Origin of the sequence: Alicyclobacillus macrosporangiidus CPP55, from assembly GCF_000702485.1 — a bacterium.
In the GTDB taxonomy this organism is placed as follows: domain Bacteria; phylum Bacillota; class Bacilli; order Alicyclobacillales; family Alicyclobacillaceae; genus Alicyclobacillus_H; species Alicyclobacillus_H macrosporangiidus_B.
The window spans coordinates 1-15852 of sequence record NZ_JNIL01000001.1 but is presented as its reverse complement, the minus strand read 5'-3'; the positions used below and the strand labels follow the sequence as shown (position 1 = coordinate 15852).

At 56.4% G+C, this 15852-nt stretch carries 20 protein-coding genes and 2 pseudogenes; 5 read left to right on the top strand and 17 right to left on the bottom strand.

Annotated features, from left to right (window positions below):
• Positions 1–13: 13 nt before the first annotated feature.
• The 3 genes from N687_RS22665 to N687_RS0100100 all read right to left on the bottom strand — a co-directional run bounded on the left by N687_RS22665 (position 14) and on the right by N687_RS0100100 (position 2384).
• Positions 14–526, bottom strand: coding sequence for a GrpB family protein (locus N687_RS22665; protein ID WP_081841022.1), 513 nt, complete (start codon positions 524–526; stop codon positions 14–16).
• A 667-nt stretch (positions 527–1193) separates the two neighbouring features.
• A complete protein-coding gene (locus tag N687_RS23595; RefSeq protein ID WP_156039979.1) occupies positions 1194–1637 on the bottom strand; it encodes a hypothetical protein in 444 nt (147 codons plus the stop codon).
• A gap of 162 nt (positions 1638–1799) precedes the next feature.
• Entirely contained in the window at positions 1800–2384 is a 585-nt protein-coding gene (locus N687_RS0100100; protein WP_051662813.1) for a plasmid pRiA4b ORF-3 family protein, read from the bottom strand.
• Positions 2385–2717: 333 nt separating this feature from the next.
• On the opposite strand from N687_RS0100100, the gene N687_RS0100095 reads away from it, so the two are divergent.
• Positions 2718–3302, top strand: coding sequence for a TVP38/TMEM64 family protein (locus N687_RS0100095; protein WP_051662812.1), 585 nt, complete (start codon positions 2718–2720; stop codon positions 3300–3302).
• Here the strand turns inward: N687_RS0100095 and N687_RS20455 are convergent.
• The 8 genes and pseudogenes from N687_RS20455 to N687_RS0100055 form a co-directional block, all read right to left on the bottom strand.
• A pseudogene (locus tag N687_RS20455) lies at positions 3241–3969 on the bottom strand (transglycosylase domain-containing protein). The gene N687_RS0100095 and the pseudogene N687_RS20455 overlap by 62 nt on opposite strands.
• Before the next feature lie 21 nt (positions 3970–3990).
• Positions 3991–4818: an alkaline phosphatase family protein gene (locus tag N687_RS0100085; RefSeq protein WP_081841019.1), complete on the bottom strand. Its 828-nt coding sequence runs from the start codon at positions 4816–4818 to the stop codon at positions 3991–3993.
• Between the two features lie 122 nt (positions 4819–4940).
• The gene (locus N687_RS0100080) at positions 4941–6128 is read right to left on the bottom strand and encodes an MFS transporter (RefSeq protein ID WP_051662811.1); all 1188 of its coding nucleotides are present in this window, start codon (positions 6126–6128) and stop codon (positions 4941–4943) included.
• A 33-nt stretch (positions 6129–6161) separates the two neighbouring features.
• On the bottom strand, positions 6162–6785 hold the full coding sequence (locus N687_RS0100075; RefSeq protein ID WP_051662810.1) for an undecaprenyl-diphosphatase: 624 nt from the start codon (positions 6783–6785) through the stop codon (positions 6162–6164).
• Between the two features lie 31 nt (positions 6786–6816).
• Entirely contained in the window at positions 6817–7287 is a 471-nt protein-coding gene (locus tag N687_RS0100070) for a divergent PAP2 family protein (protein WP_029419926.1), read from the bottom strand.
• A 42-nt stretch (positions 7288–7329) separates the two neighbouring features.
• Positions 7330–8169 (bottom strand): hypothetical protein, encoded by an 840-nt coding sequence (locus N687_RS0100065; protein WP_156039978.1) that lies wholly within the window; start codon positions 8167–8169, stop codon positions 7330–7332.
• Between the two features lie 66 nt (positions 8170–8235).
• On the bottom strand, positions 8236–8766 hold the full coding sequence (locus tag N687_RS21765; RefSeq protein ID WP_029419924.1) for a zf-HC2 domain-containing protein: 531 nt from the start codon (positions 8764–8766) through the stop codon (positions 8236–8238).
• Entirely contained in the window at positions 8763–9305 is a 543-nt protein-coding gene (locus N687_RS0100055; protein WP_029419923.1) for an RNA polymerase sigma factor, read from the bottom strand. Before N687_RS0100055 ends, N687_RS21765 begins: the two co-directional genes overlap by 4 nt.
• Before the next feature lie 202 nt (positions 9306–9507).
• Here N687_RS0100055 and N687_RS0100050 point away from each other — a divergent pair, with 202 nt between their 5' ends.
• Positions 9508–10110: a DedA family protein gene (locus N687_RS0100050; RefSeq protein ID WP_231493355.1), complete on the top strand. Its 603-nt coding sequence runs from the start codon at positions 9508–9510 to the stop codon at positions 10108–10110.
• A gap of 46 nt (positions 10111–10156) precedes the next feature.
• On the opposite strand, the gene N687_RS0100045 is transcribed toward N687_RS0100050, so the two are convergent.
• Positions 10157–10522, bottom strand: coding sequence for a rhodanese-like domain-containing protein (locus N687_RS0100045; RefSeq protein WP_081841016.1), 366 nt, complete (start codon positions 10520–10522; stop codon positions 10157–10159).
• A 342-nt stretch (positions 10523–10864) separates the two neighbouring features.
• Here N687_RS0100045 and N687_RS24255 point away from each other — a divergent pair, with 342 nt between their 5' ends.
• Complete coding sequence (locus N687_RS24255; protein WP_029419920.1) at positions 10865–11086, top strand: hypothetical protein; 222 nt, start codon at positions 10865–10867, stop codon at positions 11084–11086.
• 65 nt (positions 11087–11151) lie between these two features.
• Here the strand turns inward: N687_RS24255 and arsC are convergent, their stop codons facing one another.
• From arsC to trxB, 4 genes and pseudogenes are all read right to left on the bottom strand, one after another.
• Positions 11152–11589 (bottom strand): arsenate reductase (thioredoxin), encoded by a 438-nt coding sequence (gene arsC, locus N687_RS0100035; protein ID WP_029419919.1) that lies wholly within the window; start codon positions 11587–11589, stop codon positions 11152–11154.
• 32 nt (positions 11590–11621) lie between these two features.
• Positions 11622–12913, bottom strand: a pseudogene (locus N687_RS20445) (arsenic transporter).
• On the bottom strand, positions 12910–13266 hold the full coding sequence (locus N687_RS0100025; protein WP_029419918.1) for an ArsR/SmtB family transcription factor: 357 nt from the start codon (positions 13264–13266) through the stop codon (positions 12910–12912). Before N687_RS0100025 ends, N687_RS20445 begins: the two are co-directional and overlap by 4 nt.
• 111 nt (positions 13267–13377) lie before the next feature.
• Complete coding sequence (gene trxB, locus N687_RS0100020; protein ID WP_029420757.1) at positions 13378–14328, bottom strand: thioredoxin-disulfide reductase; 951 nt, start codon at positions 14326–14328, stop codon at positions 13378–13380.
• Positions 14329–14508: 180 nt separating this feature from the next.
• Here trxB and N687_RS0100015 point away from each other — a divergent pair, with 180 nt between their 5' ends.
• A complete protein-coding gene (locus N687_RS0100015) occupies positions 14509–14745 on the top strand; it encodes a DUF2933 domain-containing protein (protein ID WP_029419916.1) in 237 nt (78 codons plus the stop codon).
• A 71-nt stretch (positions 14746–14816) separates the two neighbouring features.
• Positions 14817–15428 (top strand): class I SAM-dependent methyltransferase, encoded by a 612-nt coding sequence (locus tag N687_RS0100010; RefSeq protein WP_029419915.1) that lies wholly within the window; start codon positions 14817–14819, stop codon positions 15426–15428.
• Between the two features lie 71 nt (positions 15429–15499).
• Here the strand turns inward: N687_RS0100010 and N687_RS0100005 are convergent.
• Positions 15500–15852 (bottom strand): sensor histidine kinase (locus tag N687_RS0100005; RefSeq protein ID WP_029419914.1); only part of this gene is annotated, 353 nt, incomplete at its 5' end.

Below are 15852 nucleotides of genomic sequence, written 5' to 3'. Positions count from 1 at the left end.
CGGCCATTCTGGATCATTGGGGTTTCCAAGCCGCCCGTTTCAATATTGCGTTCACGAATTCACTCTTGCCGTTTGTGTAGGAAGCACGGTCGTTGGGGAAACGCTGTGCTAATTCTCTTATTAATGCACCGTACAGTTCCGCTTCTTCCGGATGACTTCTTAAATAGTCCCGAAACAGAATGTGCCGCTCGTACTCAGTGTTATCAGCCGTACAGACGTACAAATGATGTGGAGGCAATCCATTTGGAGGAATGAAAGCTTCTCGTCCCGCAATCCCCAAATCCCCTTCGTGAATGTATCCGAGGCTCGCCAGCCTTTGAATTGCAACGTATACATCGTCTCGAGTTGCCACTGCCACGTCTATGTCCACAATAGGCTTAGCTGCCAGCCCTGGAACCGACGTACTTCCAACGTGTTCTATCGCAACAACGATATCTGATAAGACCGGGCTGACATAGCTCCGGATCATTTCAAATGCCTGAAGCCAACCTGGATCGTACGGAACCACTATGATACTCAGATTCATAATCCCCCTGTTCACTGTAATTGTGAGTGAGGTTAAGAAAGGTATGAGCGCAAGCCTACGGCCCCGAGGACCCATTCATCCCTTGTGAGTGACCAGGAATCTATAGTCACCATCATACAGGGCCTGATTCGGTACCTCTCCATCTTTTCCTGCCCTTCCTGCCACAAGCCTTCCGCCAAATCACTCTCCAAGCGCTTGACACATCCTTTCGACAAGTTCATGCGGTGCCTTCACACCACGATGTAAGGTTTAGTCTAACTGCAGCCATCTCCGGAGGCGCACTGTCCGTCATCAACATGAGGAGAGAAACACACCAGCGAAACAATTCACGTGTACAATACACCACGTTTTGGTACGTAATTGGGTCTACCCTCGCCTTTGGCATCGCCAGCTTTGTTGTCGGATGGGTCATCTATCAGTGATGAAATCAATCTATGTTGTAGCTGCCTCTCTCGCTAGTCCCTACACGCTCGCTCGAACCGTCTCGCCCATTCTGTTATCAATACAAACAAACCTTCTACATCCTGAAGTTCCAGGAGTTTGAGCCGAATCTCATCACTGACTTCATGACAGAATACGGTCACCGCTCCCGAGTGGTCTCGATAATCATTGCATTCGTCACAACCTGCAGGCCCTGTGGTCAACAACCACCGAGCTTCCACCAGCCTTATGAAGGCCGGATCCTGCCTATCTGGATCTGTGCCCTCAAATAACTTTCAGGCGGCACTGGGTCTCCTGCCAACCGACGGAGTGTGGCCAGTTGACCGATGTGTGTCAGAGCGTCAGACAGTGGGCCCTGCAAAATTTGTTCCCACGACCGTTTTTGTGGTTGAGCTCCACCTGCAACTGCCTCATCCAAGCGACTCAATACATCATAAAACCGTTCCAATTCCGTTCCCCAGTCCGCAACAGGAACCTCAACTCGTTCACCACCACACAGATCCCGATAAGCAATAAGGAGAACATCCCACACGTGATGCAGAATTTCGACAGGCGTGCGAACCCCTTGCCCTGCATCGAATGCCGGATAATGCTCCGGGGCGTTTTCAATCACTTTCGTTGCTCGGTAAGCGATGGTAGCTAACAGATGCCGCATGAAGTGAGTGTCCATGGCGTTGCATACCCCCGTTCATGTTGTCGTTGTGCGTGTCACAAAGGTGAAGGACTCCCCCAGCCCGAACCCGGATCCTGTCATTATGAGGCCATACCCCGATCTTCATTCAAATATCGATTCGAAGTTCGTTTCCCTGTACCTACGATAGCACTTTTCAATTCACCGCTGTTCAAACCGCTCACGCAACACCCGATTCACCGCATCCTTGTCAAACCGGAACGGGTCAAAGTGGCCACCGCTCCAGACCTGCATGGCCTCGTGCTCCGGGTGATTTGGATCCCCGATGACATGCAAAAAATGCTCGTATCCCATCCAACCACCGACGTCCTCCGGTGGGCACGCATTTTCACCGTCGACGCAAAAGTACGCCCGTTCATCAGGGAGATGGTAAATCGGCATCACCAAATGCAACGTATGCATCCAGTCATCGCCAAAGTCGTACAGGTAACCCAAGACGTCGTTGCGGTCGAAACCGAAAGATGGAAGCCGTTTCCGCCTCGCATCGAAGTGTGTGGCATCAAGGATAAAGGTCTCATCATCCGGAATCCCGATCCGGACGTTCCCGTACCGAAACTCGTACAGATGGTAATCCGTCCACCCCATCACAATCTGGATGACTTCATGCAAACGCTGAAATGTGATGTCGGCAGGCACCCGAAATCTCCGCCACACGGTCGGATGGACCCCACACAACGTGATCTCGAACTCATACCCGATTGGCCTCGGTTTGTCCTTGGCTGGCACCGCACCCACTCCCCTCAGAACCCTCTGCAATCACCATACCACATCGTCCGCTGCGGAAAATGTCCCCGATCTCAAACTGTCATGTGAAATGATTACGGGGTCTGAACCAATTGCCAACCCCAACCGTCTCTTGTTGTGGACGCCACACACAATCATTTCTTGCAAAGGACGGAGATCATGGACGCCATCCCGTTTCAACACGAACAAGGCAGCCCTCACTGGATAACAGGTGCGGGCACTCTCCTTCTCGAAGTGGCTCTTGTGATTGCAATCCTGTGCCTGGACCGGCACGGAACGATAACCAACCTCCTGCGAGACTGGGGTCCCTGGGGAATGGCATTCTCCATCGGCCTGATGGCGGTCATCTCCGTCGTCCCCATCCCAGGGGAGTTTCTTCTCATTCTCAACATGAAGTTGTACGGGGTTCTGCTGGGTGTCCTCTGCGCCTGGGCAGGCACGGTGATTGGGGCCCTCATCACGTTTGTCCTCGCCCGCCATATCGCCGCCCCGCTGATTCAGCGGTTTGTCACCAAAGAACACTGGATCAGGGTCGAATCGTGCGTGCAACGACAGGGCGCCGTCGGATTGCTGTTTGCACGCCTGCTGCCCATTCCCGCTCCAATCGTCAACTATGCGGCGGGTCTGTTAGACTCCATCCGGTTGTGGGATTATCTCTGGACTGCGGCGGTGTCCATCTGGCCTTACTACATTGGCGTCGCAAGCCTGTACGCCGGAGTGCCACACCGTTTCTCACCGTCTGTGGTCCTTGGCATCGGGGTGTTTGTTGCCCTCTGGGTGTTGGGCTTCCTGCTACAGAAGAGCCCGTCACCAACCATCGTCATGACTCCGCAATGGCTCACCGGTTTGACCGCAGACGAATGGGCTCTCGGAGAATCTCCTCCGCCTGCGCTTGCGTGATGACCCCGTCGTCCACCATGCTTTGCACGACGATCCGCTGCCGCTCTCGGGCCAGCTCCATGTGGCGAAATGGATTGTAGTCGCTTGGGGCATTCGGCAACCCGGCGAGCAAAGTTAGCTCACCAGCGTTCAACTCCGAGGGCGCCCTCCCGAAATACGTCTGCGCCGCAGCGTACAGACCGTAGGCACCCTGCCCGAATTAGATGTCATTCGCATACAACGCAAACGTCTCCTGCTTGCTCAACGTATTGTAGAGTCCGATAGCGTAAAGGGTTTCCTTCACCTTCCACGACAGGGATTTGGGGATATTCTTCAAGAGGGTGTTGTGGACCAATTGCTGCGTGATCGTCGATCCCCCTTGTATGGGCTGCCGTTGTCGAATGTCCACCCACATCGCCCGTGCAATGCCCTGAAAATCCACGCCGATGTTCCTGAAAAAACTCCGGTTCTCGGTCGCTATCACAGCGTTTCGGTACACCTCAGGAATCTGGTCATAGGTGAGAAACCGACTCTCATGCGCTTCAATCTGCGCCAACACCTCCTGCCGAACCTTGGGAGCAATCGGATGAACCCGTGTAAAGTACACCTTCAGTCCGTACCACGAAACACACCCCGCCACCAAGAGGAATATGAAGGGCTTTACAAGTCGGCGGACGAAACGCCGCATAGTCATCTCCTCCCCGCCTCTTTACCGCCACACATCCGCAATCGGCGCCGCATGGGCGCTTTGTCCCAGGGGAGGAAGTCCATACAGGTCTTCGATGGTGCGCAGGAGGTTGAAATGGTTCACCCGCTCGGAATAGGTTCTGGGGCGAATCATGGGCCCCACGAAGATCGTGGGGACCCTGTTGTCGGCCGACTCATCATCCTCATCCCAGGTAACCACCAACAAACTGTTGTGCGACCTAGCCCACTCCACGTATGGCTGTATGTTTTGCCGGAGCCACGTGTCTGCGGCTTCAATGGAACCGCTGTGCATGTCGTGCTGCAGGTTCGGTATCACAAACGCCACCGTCGGCAATTTGAACAAGTCCTTTGGAAAACTCGTAAACGGCAGGTTATCTGACGGCGGGACGTTGGTGAAGTTCACCCATGGATTGTGCTTGCGGGCGTACGTGGCGCCCAAAGGCAGTCCGAATTGCCCGTTGCTGCACCCCGTGTATCCCATCGATGGCAGATCCTCCGAATACCCAGTAAAGGACAGACCGGCGGCTGCCAGTTCGCTGGCCAGATTGGGCGCTGAAAACGTGTGCGGGCAGGAGTCGTTGGTGACGCCTTGGTTTGACCCGGAGAACAGGTCGAGGTAATTCGGCTGGCTGGGATGCTCCACCCCGTGATAGTTCGTGAACGTGGCCCCCTGCTTCATCAGCGCATTGATGTAGGGAGCCTTTGCATTGCCTGCGATTTCCCCGTACGAGTGGTTTTCTTCGATGACGATCACGATGTGCTCTGGAGGCCGAACCGTCGGCATGTGTCCCGGTGCCGGAGCGGACGACACCGTGGGCGGTTGTACCATGTTGCTAGCATTCTCGGACGCCGGGGTGGTAGGACCACCGCATCCAGCCAATACTCCAGTGACCGCCGTCAAACAACAGGCGAACTTTTTCAACACAATCCTCTCTCCCGTCATAAGCCGCCTCAGATGCGAAACACCACCAGAAGGGTTGCCGCCAGTACCGCACAGATGGCGCTGGCCCCAAACGTGGCCATCGGGCCGAAACTCTGCCACAATCCGCCTGCGAGGATACTCGCCGGAAGTGTGGCCAACCCCGTCAGGGCATTAAACGTTCCCATCGCCATCCCCCGCTGTCCTCTCGGCACAAGGTCGGCGACATACGCCTTCTGTATCCCTTCCGTGGCGGCGTAGTAGAGCCCGTACACGGCAAAGAGTCCCCAAATCCAGACGCTGTTTTTCACCAAGCCAAATCCCATATAAATGGCGGCGAAAATGAGGTATCCCAACACCAGGACGGTTCGCCTGCCAATTCGGTCAGACAACACGCCGGCTGGCATCGCAAACACGCTGTACGTGGCGTTGAATGTGAAATACGCCAGCGGGATGAGACTGGCCGCCATACCCACGTCCTGCGCCCGGAGTATCAGAAAGGCGTCGGACGAGTTACCGAGAGCAAACAAGGTGGCAATCAGCGAAAACCCCATGAACCGCTTGCCCAAAGGGCGGAAGCTAATCCTTGGCAATGCAGACCTTTCATTCACGGGACGCTCGTGCACTTGTTCTTTGAGGCAAAACGCCAACAGCAAAATCGCCAGAACCCCTGGTACAGCCGACACCCAAAATACAGTCCGGTAGTTCCCGTGAAACAGGGCGAGCACCGCAAACGCCGTCAACGGCCCCAGAGCCGCCCCGACCGTGTCGAGCGCCCGGTGAAACCCGAATGCTTTTCCACGATCTTCAGGCGAGATCGAATCAGCGATGAGCGCATCCCGTGGTGCGCCCCGGACGCCCTTGCCAAACCGGTCAGCAAAGCGGATGGCGAGCACCTGGACCCACGATGTGCTCAGGGCGAACAACGGCTTCACCAGATTGGACAATCCGTATCCGGCCAACATCAGGGGCTTTCGGCGGCCCATCCGGTCCGAAATCCAGCCCGAGAACAGCTTCAGCACACTTGCCGTACTCTCTGCAATTCCTTCAATCACCCCGACTTCCCCCACCTGGACCTGCAACACGGAGGTCAGGAACAACGGGAGCACGGGGACAATCATTTCGCTGGACAAATCCGTAAACAGACTGACCAACCCGGTGACGAAAATCACCGGGTTCAGCCCTGCGATTTTCCGCTCGTTTTGCCGTACCGGCTCCATGAATACACCTCGTCTTGTGAACTAGACCTTTGTTTACGAACGACTTCTTGCGGCACCCCGGACATGTCGGCCCGTTTTGCCGTACCGGCCCAAACGAAAGATTCGCAGGCCCAATCCGGTGATGGGAGCGATATACCGCTCGAACCGCCACATGATCCGCCCCGCCAGCACGCCAACGACTAGACTTGCCAAAACATCCGTCGGCCAGTGCACCCCGACGTACACACGGGCCACCATGGTCGCGACAGCCACGATGGTGAACACGAAGCTCACCCACTTGGCACTTTTGCCCCAGGCACCACTGGCGAACGCATACGCACCGGATGTGTGGTCACTGGGGAACGAGGCATCCGGGGCGTGCGGGATGAGCTGCGTGTACGTCCCCTTAGGCAGCACCGTGAACGGCCGTGGGCGAAACCAGATGTGCGAGATGACAAGATTGATGAGTAGCGCCAGCACGCCCGAGCAAAACGACACGACCAGAGCATGCCGCTTGTTCTCTTCTGCCTTCGGCAAGGCGAACCAGGCGGCGATGAACAGGACGGCGTAAATCTCGAGCGCATCCTTGGCGACAAATTTCATGACAGTGTCGACAACCTGATGATGACCGGCGAAGTGATTTACGAAATGATACACGGACAGGTCAAACGGGTTCATATCGTGACTCCTTTTCATTCAGGTTGAGAATCTAGGTCAGGCTCGAGTTCACCCAGAAGACGAGCACGGCCGTTACACCACCAAAAAGAGTTCCCGCCGCTACCTCTTTCGGCGTATGGCCCTGCCGCTTCCAGTGGCGCAAGGTGGTCGGCACCGTATCCGACACCGGTACGCCGGCGCTCTGCACCTGTTGAATCAAATCCTCCAAGATCATCGCTTGTTCCCCGGCCTGGCGGCGGACCCCCACCGCATCGTACATCACCACCATGGATGAGACGAAGGCCACCGCAAACCAGGCCGACTTCCATCCATAAACAAGCCACAACGACACCGTGAGGGCGCTCATCAGGGCTGAATGGGAACTGGGCATCCCACCGGATCGTAGAAACACCGTCCACTTCCACCTCCGGTGCCGAAGCCGGTGGATCGCCACCTTGAGCACCTGCGCACCAAACATCGCCAACAGCGACGATGCAAGGAGAAATTCCCCTGGCGAATTCATGCAGTTGACTCCATCACGTTGTGTTCCACCTCGCATCGGAGATTAACGTTTGGATCCGGCTTTCTTCCCTGAACGGGATTGCCATCCTTGCCACACCCACATCGTCACGGCGCCCACCCCCACCCACCAGGCGATGGTGAGAAGTATAGGACCGACCATCGGGATGTTCCCGAACGCCATCAAAAAGGTAGAGCCGAGCAGGGTCTGCAACCAAACCGGGCGCTCGGGTGCGCCAAACACCGTCATCCGGCCGATCCAAGCGGACACGCCGGTCAGGCCCACCACGCCGAGCGCCAGATAGACACAGAGCAAAATGGCGGTGACGGGCAGGCCGATCACGGTGATGGCGCTGACGGCCCCGAGCGCCACGAACACGACGGAGACCAGGAGTCCCATGAGGCCCGTGCGGCGGACCGATTGCGCCACGTAGGACACCGGGCGGTCCAAGTACGACCGCAACAGGACGGCCACAATGACTGGCAGCGCCACCAGGGCGGCGGACAGTGCCAGGCGCAGGGTCCACACGGCCACGACAAGCGCCGAGCCGATGGTCAGGCTATTCAAGAACGGCTGCCGAAAGGAGAGCGTGAACACGGCGTTGGCGTGCGCTCCTGGGTCCTGGGTGAGGTGGCCGCCGAGATCAATTACAACGCCGGCCCGAGCCGTCCCTGTCAAGTGAATGTCCCCGCCGACGACCACCAGGTTGTCGTACACCACACCGGACACCGTGGCGTCGTTCCCGATCACCAGGACATCCTCCGCCACCTCGCCCTGCGGAATGGTCACGGCCTGGCGGCTCACCACGTCTCGCCCGTCAGCGGCGAAAACAGGTGTCGGACCCGTGACAAAGAGCAAGAACATGGCCGCCAGCACAAAGGACAATGAGGTTTTCCACCATGCTTGTTGCCTGAGCAGCTTGTGCATTTCGGACACCCACTTTGTCAAACGTCAAGGATGCGGTGAAGGGCTGGGATCCCATGCATGTTTCATCAGCCACTTCATGCAGGCCAGGCTGAGCAGCGTGATCGCCATCCCCAGCCCGGTGGCCATCATGATTCCCCACCCTTGTCCCCACCACATCCGCACCAGCGTCATGTGCAGCCCGCCGGCAAACCGTATCAGAACTTTCCCCACCGCCCACAGCACCGACAGCACCGCTGTGAAGATGCCTCCGACGGCCAGCATCGTGACCGCCACAGCGCTGAAGACAGCGAGCCACGCCAGCCGCACACCTTGCCTGGACGGCCCCAGCGTCTGGATGCGCTCCATAACCTGAACCTCAAGCCACGGCGGCGCCGTGATGGAAGAGAACGCATCCTTCGCCCACGCCGACACCGATGCCAGTTCCGCCAACAGGCGCTCGCAATCTACGCAAGCGGCCAGATGTCTCTCGACAGCCACCCGCTCCTCCTCCGACAACGCCCCGTCCAGGTAAGCGGACAGATACTCCTCCGGATGTTCACAATCCAATCCGGTCACCCCCTCTCCTCGTGCGCAGACAAGAGATTCCGCAACTGCATGCGTGCAGTATGAAGACGGGATCGAACCGTACCAATGGGGATGCCGAGGATCTCAGCTATCTCCCGGTAATCAAAGCCCTGTATTTCCCGCAGGGCGATCACGGCTCGGTGCTCGGGGCTCAGTTTCGCCAGGGCGGCCGCCAGGTCCAGCCGCAGTTCGGCTACGGACGCTGGTACCGCCCCTCGGTCTCTGTGCGGGACGGCCTCGGAGTCACCCAAACTCACATCCGGTCTCCTCCTGCGAATCGAATCCAACGCCAGGCGTGTCGTGATGGTTGTGATCCATGTAGGAAACGCCCGCTCGTCTTTTAATCCGGACAAGGACAGGAATGCCTTCACGAAGGCCTCCTGCACCACGTCCTCCGCTTCCCCGTGATCCCGCAGGATGGCGTAGGCCGTTCGAAAGAGATAGTCCTTGTACGAGTGGACCAGGTGGGCGAACGCTTCCTGATCTCCGGCCTGGGCGGCCCGGATCCACTGCCAGTGCTCATCGTTCAAGCCGCATCACCCCAAGGTCCACCCCCACCTGCGAGACAGGGCATTGAAACCCGCCCATCCGAGGATCTCCTCGTATTGTGCTCCATCCATGCGAATAGACGGTACCTGCTTCGGTTTGGTTCATCCTTGTGATGAACTTTTTGCCCCACGCATCCGTCCCTTTGCAAGGGACCAAACATGAAGGGATTGGAGTGCATGGATTGTGACACATTTGCTCACCAACTGGATACAAAGCCTGGGTTACCTCGGGGTATTCTTCGCCATGGCGCTGGAGAGCGCTTGTATTCCGCTGCCCAGCGAAATCATCATGCCGTTTGGCGGGTATCTCGTGTGGAGTGGCCAGCTTCATCTCTGGGGCGTGGTATTGGCCGGTACGCTTGGCAATGTGGCGGGCTCCCTGGCGGCATATTATGTGGGGTTGTACGGCGGGCGAGCAGCTATCGAGCGGTACGGACGCTATGTTCATCTGTCCCGCCGCCACGTGGAGCAAGCGGAACGTTGGTTTGCCAAACGGGGACCGGTGTCGGTGTTGATCGGCCGTGTCCTGCCGGTTGTCAGGACGTTCATCTCTCTTCCGGCAGGCATGGCTCGCATGCCTGTCGGCAAGTTTATGTTGTACAGCTTCATCGGGTCCTTGCCCTGGGTGTACCTGCTCACCTGGGCCGGAGTGGTGTTGGGACGGGAGTGGGAGTATACCGGTCACTACACGCATCCGTTCACGTATGGGGTAGCTGGGGCCATCGTGATCTGTGCATTCGTGTTGCTGATAAGACGGCGCAAGACCCGTCCCGCCAAAGCAGAGTGAAGGGAGAGGGATCAATGCACTTGCATGTACAACACCTGATTGCCCACTACGGGTACGCCGGCGTGTTCTTCATCCTGTTGGTGGAGAACATCGGCATTCCTTTCCCGGCCACTTCCCAAGTCCAGGCGTTCATGCCCCCGAGCATGTTCTTGACCCGGCTGAGTCCGGCCGCCATCAAGAACTCACAGGCCATGGCGCTGCGATTGCCGCTGCGGCAGACCATCACGGTCTCCAGGCTCGGGTCGATCTCGCTTATCCGCATCGGAATCTGTCCGAGCGGGATGTTTTTGGCCCCTGGGATCTTCCCTGACGCCACTTCGCCCGGTTCCCGGACATCGATGATCTGGAGTGTCTGGCCTCGCTTCAGGCGCTCGTACACGTCGAGCGGATGAATGTGGATCACATTGCTCACCGTTTCACCTCCGCTCCACAATACCGGTTGGGGTATATATACGGTACGGGGTATATGCTACAACGCATGGTTCTCGGTTGTCAACACCGGCCGGAGCTGTGCCGGTGTTTGGTCAAGACCGTTTCAGAGGGTTCAGACCTGGTTCAAGAGGACGAGAAAAAGACCACTCCTTTGAGGCTCCAGGGTCATCGGGAGAAGGTGTAGGCTTTGAATTGGAACAACAGGTGGACATCGAGGAGCCATGCTAGCATGGAGGTGGTGTAGCGTTCACAGGTCCATGCAGGTTGTCAGAACGTAGCCTAACACCACGTTCCATTTTACCCTGCGAAGGGAATGGTTCACATGCTGAAGCGTGCGCTGTGGGTCGTGCCGGTCCTTGCTCTCGGAATGGCGATTGGCGGCGTAACGCTGTCGAATGTCTTTGCCTCCGGCGCTACGCAAGGCAACACGCTGCCTACTCCAGCGCCACAAATGATGCAACAGGCGCTTAGCACACCGCAAGGTCAAGCGATGATTCAAGCCTGCAGCAGCTTCATGAGCCAATTCAGTCAAGCACAAAAGTAGCCTGCTCAGTCCGACCAGGGGCCGCCGGAGGGCGGCCCCCGATCAGGCCATGACTTCTCAAGCGTTCAGTGCGAATCTGCGGCGTCCGGCAGTTCGTCCAGGAACGCCTGTACACGACTCCGGATTGCGTCCCGGACCTCCTGAAACTTGGCCATGATCTCTTCGTCCGTGCCATTTGCCCGAGCCGGATCTTCGAATCCCCAGTGCAACCGTTTCACGTGCGGTGGCGTCATCGGACAACGGTCATTGGCATCGCCGCACAGCGTGATGACATAGTCCGCACGGTTCAAAAGGTCTGGATCGATGGTTTTCGAGGTGTGCTTCGAAATATCCACACCGGCTTCTTTCATGGTGGCCACAGCACGAGGATTCAATCCATGTGCCTCGATACCGGCGCTATGAACTTCAATCCGGTCTGCCCCAAGGTGTCTCGCCCACCCTTCGGCCATTTGACTCCGGCACGAGTTCCCGGTGCAGAGAAAATACACGACAGGCTTCTTCATGCAAAACGGGCTCCCTTCAAAAATGTGGTGGATTATCGAACAAACGACAGCCATAAATACAGACCGACCAGCGTGATAAACAGCGTCGGGATGGTCAAAACAATCCCCGTCCTGAAATAACGCCCCCATGTGATGGTCACGCCCTTTTTGTTGAGAACGTGCAACCACAACAGCGTCGCCAAAGAACCAATCGGTGTGATCTTTGGGCCCAGGTCGCAACCGATCACGTTGGCATAAACCAGCGCCTGATGCATGACATCCGTGGCGTTCGTGGAGTGAATCGCCAATGCATCGATCATGACCGTAGGCATGTTATTCATGACACTCGAAAGGATCGCCGCCATAAACCCGGTGACCAGCGTCCCGACAAATAGCCCCCGTGGGTTGCTCGCTGGATGACATCACCAAGAACGGTTGTCAAACCTGCATTCCGCAAACCATATACCACCACATACATGCCAATGGAAAACACCACGATGGCCCACGGCGCCTCACGAATGATATTCCATGGCTGAATGACTTTTGTACGGGCACCGGCAACGAGGAAGACGATCGCAATCAGACCAGCGACGGTGGATACTGGAATGTGCAGCAACTCTGTCAGAATATAACCGATGAGCAATACACCCAGGATGACCCAGGACATTCGAAACATGCCTTCGTGGGTAATCGCCGCTGACGGTTTCGTTAAATCAGCCGGATTGTAGGTCTTTGGAATGTCTTTGCGAAAGAACAAGTACAGAACCAGGACACTGGCGATGAACGAGAAAATGTCAGGGACGATCATATGGAACGCATAACCGAGAAACCCGATGTGAAAGAAGTCAGCCGACACAATGTTCACCAGGTTGCTTACAACCAGAGGCAGTGATGTCGTATCCGCAATAAATCCGCTGGCCATGATGAACGGAAGCATCTTTTTGGGTTCAAACTTCAAGACCTTGACCTTTTCGAGGACAATGGGCGTCAGAATCAGGGCTGCTCCGTCGTTGGCGAAAAAGGCCGCCACAACGGCACCGAGCAGGGTGACATAAAAAAACACCTTTTGCCCGTCGCCTTTGGCCGCATGAGCCATCTTCAATGCGGCCCACTCAAAGAACCCGATTTTGTCCAGGATGGTTGAGATGATGATGATGGCCACAAACGCAAACGTGGCGTCCCATACAATCCTGGTGACCTCGATGACATCGTGGAAAGTTACCACACCGAGCAGCAGAGCCAATATGGCGCCGCCGACCGCCGGCCAACCAATCGACAAGCCTCTTGGCTGCCAAATGACCAATGCGAGCGTCGGAATGAAGAGTCCAAATGCAAGGTATGTCATGATTCAGCTCCTTCACCAGGGCTGGATTCACAGCACACACGCAATCCCTGTGCCTCAAGTCGAGCGATTTCCTCAGATACATCCGGGAGTTGAGCCAGGCATCTGTCGAAGAAAGGGACGACAGATCCATCCAGACCGTAATACACCCACTGTGCTGTCTTTCGTTCTCTCACGAGCCCGGCTTGCTTCAATCTGCGCAAGTGCTGGGACACGGCCGGCTGGGACATTTTCAATACCTCGACCAATTCGCAAACGCACATTTCATCGTGTCTGAGCAGGGCCAAAATGTGCAATCTGGTCTTGTCGGCGAGCGCCTTGTATATCTCAGCCCACTGTTCGAATGACAGCGTCACATGTCCACCCCCTCCACAGACGCTTTCTACAAATTGGTAGCGGAAGTGGCGTACACTGGTACAAAGCGTTCACCCGGTGCGCCACCACCGCCGATCCGTACCTCCATTCACTCAGACAATGATTTGCGTCTGTGCTGGTACCGTATTGCTTTCCAAAAACCGCTCCGCATCCAATGCGGCTTTGCATCCACTTCCCGCCGCCGTGATGGCCTGTCGATAATGCGGATCCATCACATCTCCGCAAGCAAAGACTCCCTCAACGCTCGTGGCTGTCGACTGCCCCTTGGTGAGAATGTAACCTCGGTCATCGATTTCCACCTGGTTTGCAAGAAATCCAGTGTTCGGCGTATGGCCGATGGCGACAAAAATCCCGTCGGCAGGGATGGTCCGCACTTCCCCTGTCTGATTGTCCTTCACCACCAGGCCACTGACCTTTGAACCGTCCGTTGCAACCTCAACAGGCGTCACGTTCAACAGCCACTTGATTTTGGGGTTTCTCCGTGCCCGATCTTGCATCACTTTGGATGCACGGAGCTCACTGCGGCGATGTACAATGGTGACTTCAGACGCAAATTTCGTCAAGAAAGTCGCCTCCTCCATCGCAGAATCCCCGCCGCCTACAACGAGGACAGACTTTCCTTGAAAGAAGAATCCATCGCAAGTGGCACAGGCGGATACCCCATGGCCCATCATCTCGACTTCGCCAGGGATGCCAAGTTTCTTGGCCGATGCACCGGTTGAAATGATGATGGATTCGGCAAGATACTCCTTTGAATCGTCCACGACCACCCGAAATGAACGCTGCGCCAAGTCAACGGAAGTGACCTGGCCATTGACAAAGGCCGCACCAAAACGCTCCGCTTGTCTGCGCATGTTGTCCATGAGCTCGGGCCCCATGATTCCATCCGGAAAGCCGGGGAAATTCTCCACCTCCGTCGTCATGGTCAGTTGTCCGCCCGGCTGATCCCCTTCGATGACGAGCGGATTGAGATTGGCACGAGCCGCATAAATGGCGGCGGTGAACCCGGCCGGACCCGTCCCGAGGATGATGACCTTGTGCACAGTCATAACCATGGTACCTCCACCTCTGAATGATTTTCCATTTTCACATCGAAATATAAGTATACGCTTATTTATTGGGCGTGCAACTTCAAACTGGCCTCAGTACACAATTCTCTTCACATGGTCTTCATACTCTTGTGGTACGACAGGATCGAAGAATCAGGTCGAGGAGGAACCAACATGTTGCAAACCCTTGGATCCATCGTCGCTCTTCTCGCATGCCCGTTGATGATGATCTTCATGATGAAAGGCATGCACGGAGGACATGAAACACATCAGCGACATGCTTCAACTGGCCGGAAGTTCAGGTCGACGGAAGAAGAGCTGGCTGATGTGAAGCGTCGGCTTGACGAATCGCAAGCCCAGTACGATCGCCTTTCCCAGCGGACAAAAGACCAATCTGGACACCTCGGATGAGTGGGACTTGTCAGATCCGAAAGGGATACAGGCCAACCTCGGACTACCGCCATCAGACAGAGGTGATCGACATGGACGACACCACGGAGAAAATCAGACGCCGGTACGACCGTATCGCCCCCTTTTTCGACAAGATGGATCGTATGGTCGCCGATAAACACCGAGCAGAGTTGATCCGCCGTGCATGCGGTGAAGTGCTCGAAGTGGGCGTTGGAACCGGTGCCAACCTCCAATTCTACCCTGCGGACCTCAACGTCACCGCCATTGACTTCAGTCCCCGCATGTTGTCATTCGCACACGAACGGGTCAAAGAATGCCGTGCAAACGTACGGCTGCTGCAATTGGATGTGCAACACCTACAGTTCGACGACAATACATTCGACACCGTCGTGTCGACCTGTGTGTTCTGTTCCGTGCCCGATCCCGTTGCCGGGTTGCGAGAGATCCGCCGGGTCCTGAAGCCGAGCGGACACCTCCTCATGATTGAACATATGCTGAGCGACCATATCCCCATCGCCCTTGTACTTCATCTGCTGAATCCCTTCACGGTCCGCTTGACGGGAGCCAACGTCAATCGCAGGACCATGGATAACTTACAAACGTCAGGCTTTGCGATTCAGGAAATGCGGTGCATTGCGCTGTCAGATGTGTTTCGCCTCATCGTCGCCACGCCGAACAAGTGACCGGTTGGCGTCTAACCGGGAAGGTATCACGAGCAAGCGTACAGCATGGCGCCGCAAACGGCATGAAGGTCTTACTTCGGCCAGACGACCGTAAACGTCGACCCTTGCCCAACCCTGCTTTCCACCTGCACAAAGCCTCCAGAGAGTTCGACCAACCGTTTGACGATGGCCAACCCAAGACCGCTGCCGCCGGTTTTTCGATCCCGAGACTTGTCCACCCGGTAAAATCGCTCGAAGATGTTATCGATCTCCGCCTCAGGGATCCCTACGCCGCTGTCCTTGACTGACAAAAACGGTTTGCCCTCTTGGCGGCCAACCTCCACCGCAATGTTCCCTCCGTCTGGCGTGAATTTCACCGCATTGTCAAGCAGGTTCCACAAAATCTGCGATACATGCTGCGCTTGGGCCGCAACCCACACCGGGG

Bases quoted from the DNA above. Each gene is read 5' to 3' on its own strand.
- N687_RS0100075 (WP_051662810.1), bottom strand. From the start codon at position 6,785: ATGAACCCGTTTGACCTGTCCGTGTATCATTTCGTAAATCACTTCGCC.
- N687_RS0100010 (WP_029419915.1), top strand. From the start codon at position 14,817: ATGGACGACACCACGGAGAAAATCAGACGCCGGTACGACCGTATCGCC.
- N687_RS22665 (WP_081841022.1), bottom strand. From the start codon at position 526: ATGAATCTGAGTATCATAGTGGTTCCGTACGATCCAGGTTGGCTTCAG.
- N687_RS0100080 (WP_051662811.1), bottom strand. From the start codon at position 6,128: ATGGAGCCGGTACGGCAAAACGAGCGGAAAATCGCAGGGCTGAACCCG.
- N687_RS23595 (WP_156039979.1), bottom strand. From the start codon at position 1,637: ATGGACACTCACTTCATGCGGCATCTGTTAGCTACCATCGCTTACCGA.
- N687_RS0100085 (WP_081841019.1), bottom strand. From the start codon at position 4,818: ATGGTACAACCGCCCACGGTGTCGTCCGCTCCGGCACCGGGACACATG.
- N687_RS0100095 (WP_051662812.1), top strand. From the start codon at position 2,718: ATGGCATTCTCCATCGGCCTGATGGCGGTCATCTCCGTCGTCCCCATC.
- arsC (WP_029419919.1), bottom strand. From the start codon at position 11,589: ATGAAGAAGCCTGTCGTGTATTTTCTCTGCACCGGGAACTCGTGCCGG.
- N687_RS0100015 (WP_029419916.1), top strand. From the start codon at position 14,509: ATGTTGCAAACCCTTGGATCCATCGTCGCTCTTCTCGCATGCCCGTTG.
- N687_RS0100070 (WP_029419926.1), bottom strand. From the start codon at position 7,287: ATGAATTCGCCAGGGGAATTTCTCCTTGCATCGTCGCTGTTGGCGATG.
- N687_RS24255 (WP_029419920.1), top strand. From the start codon at position 10,865: ATGCTGAAGCGTGCGCTGTGGGTCGTGCCGGTCCTTGCTCTCGGAATG.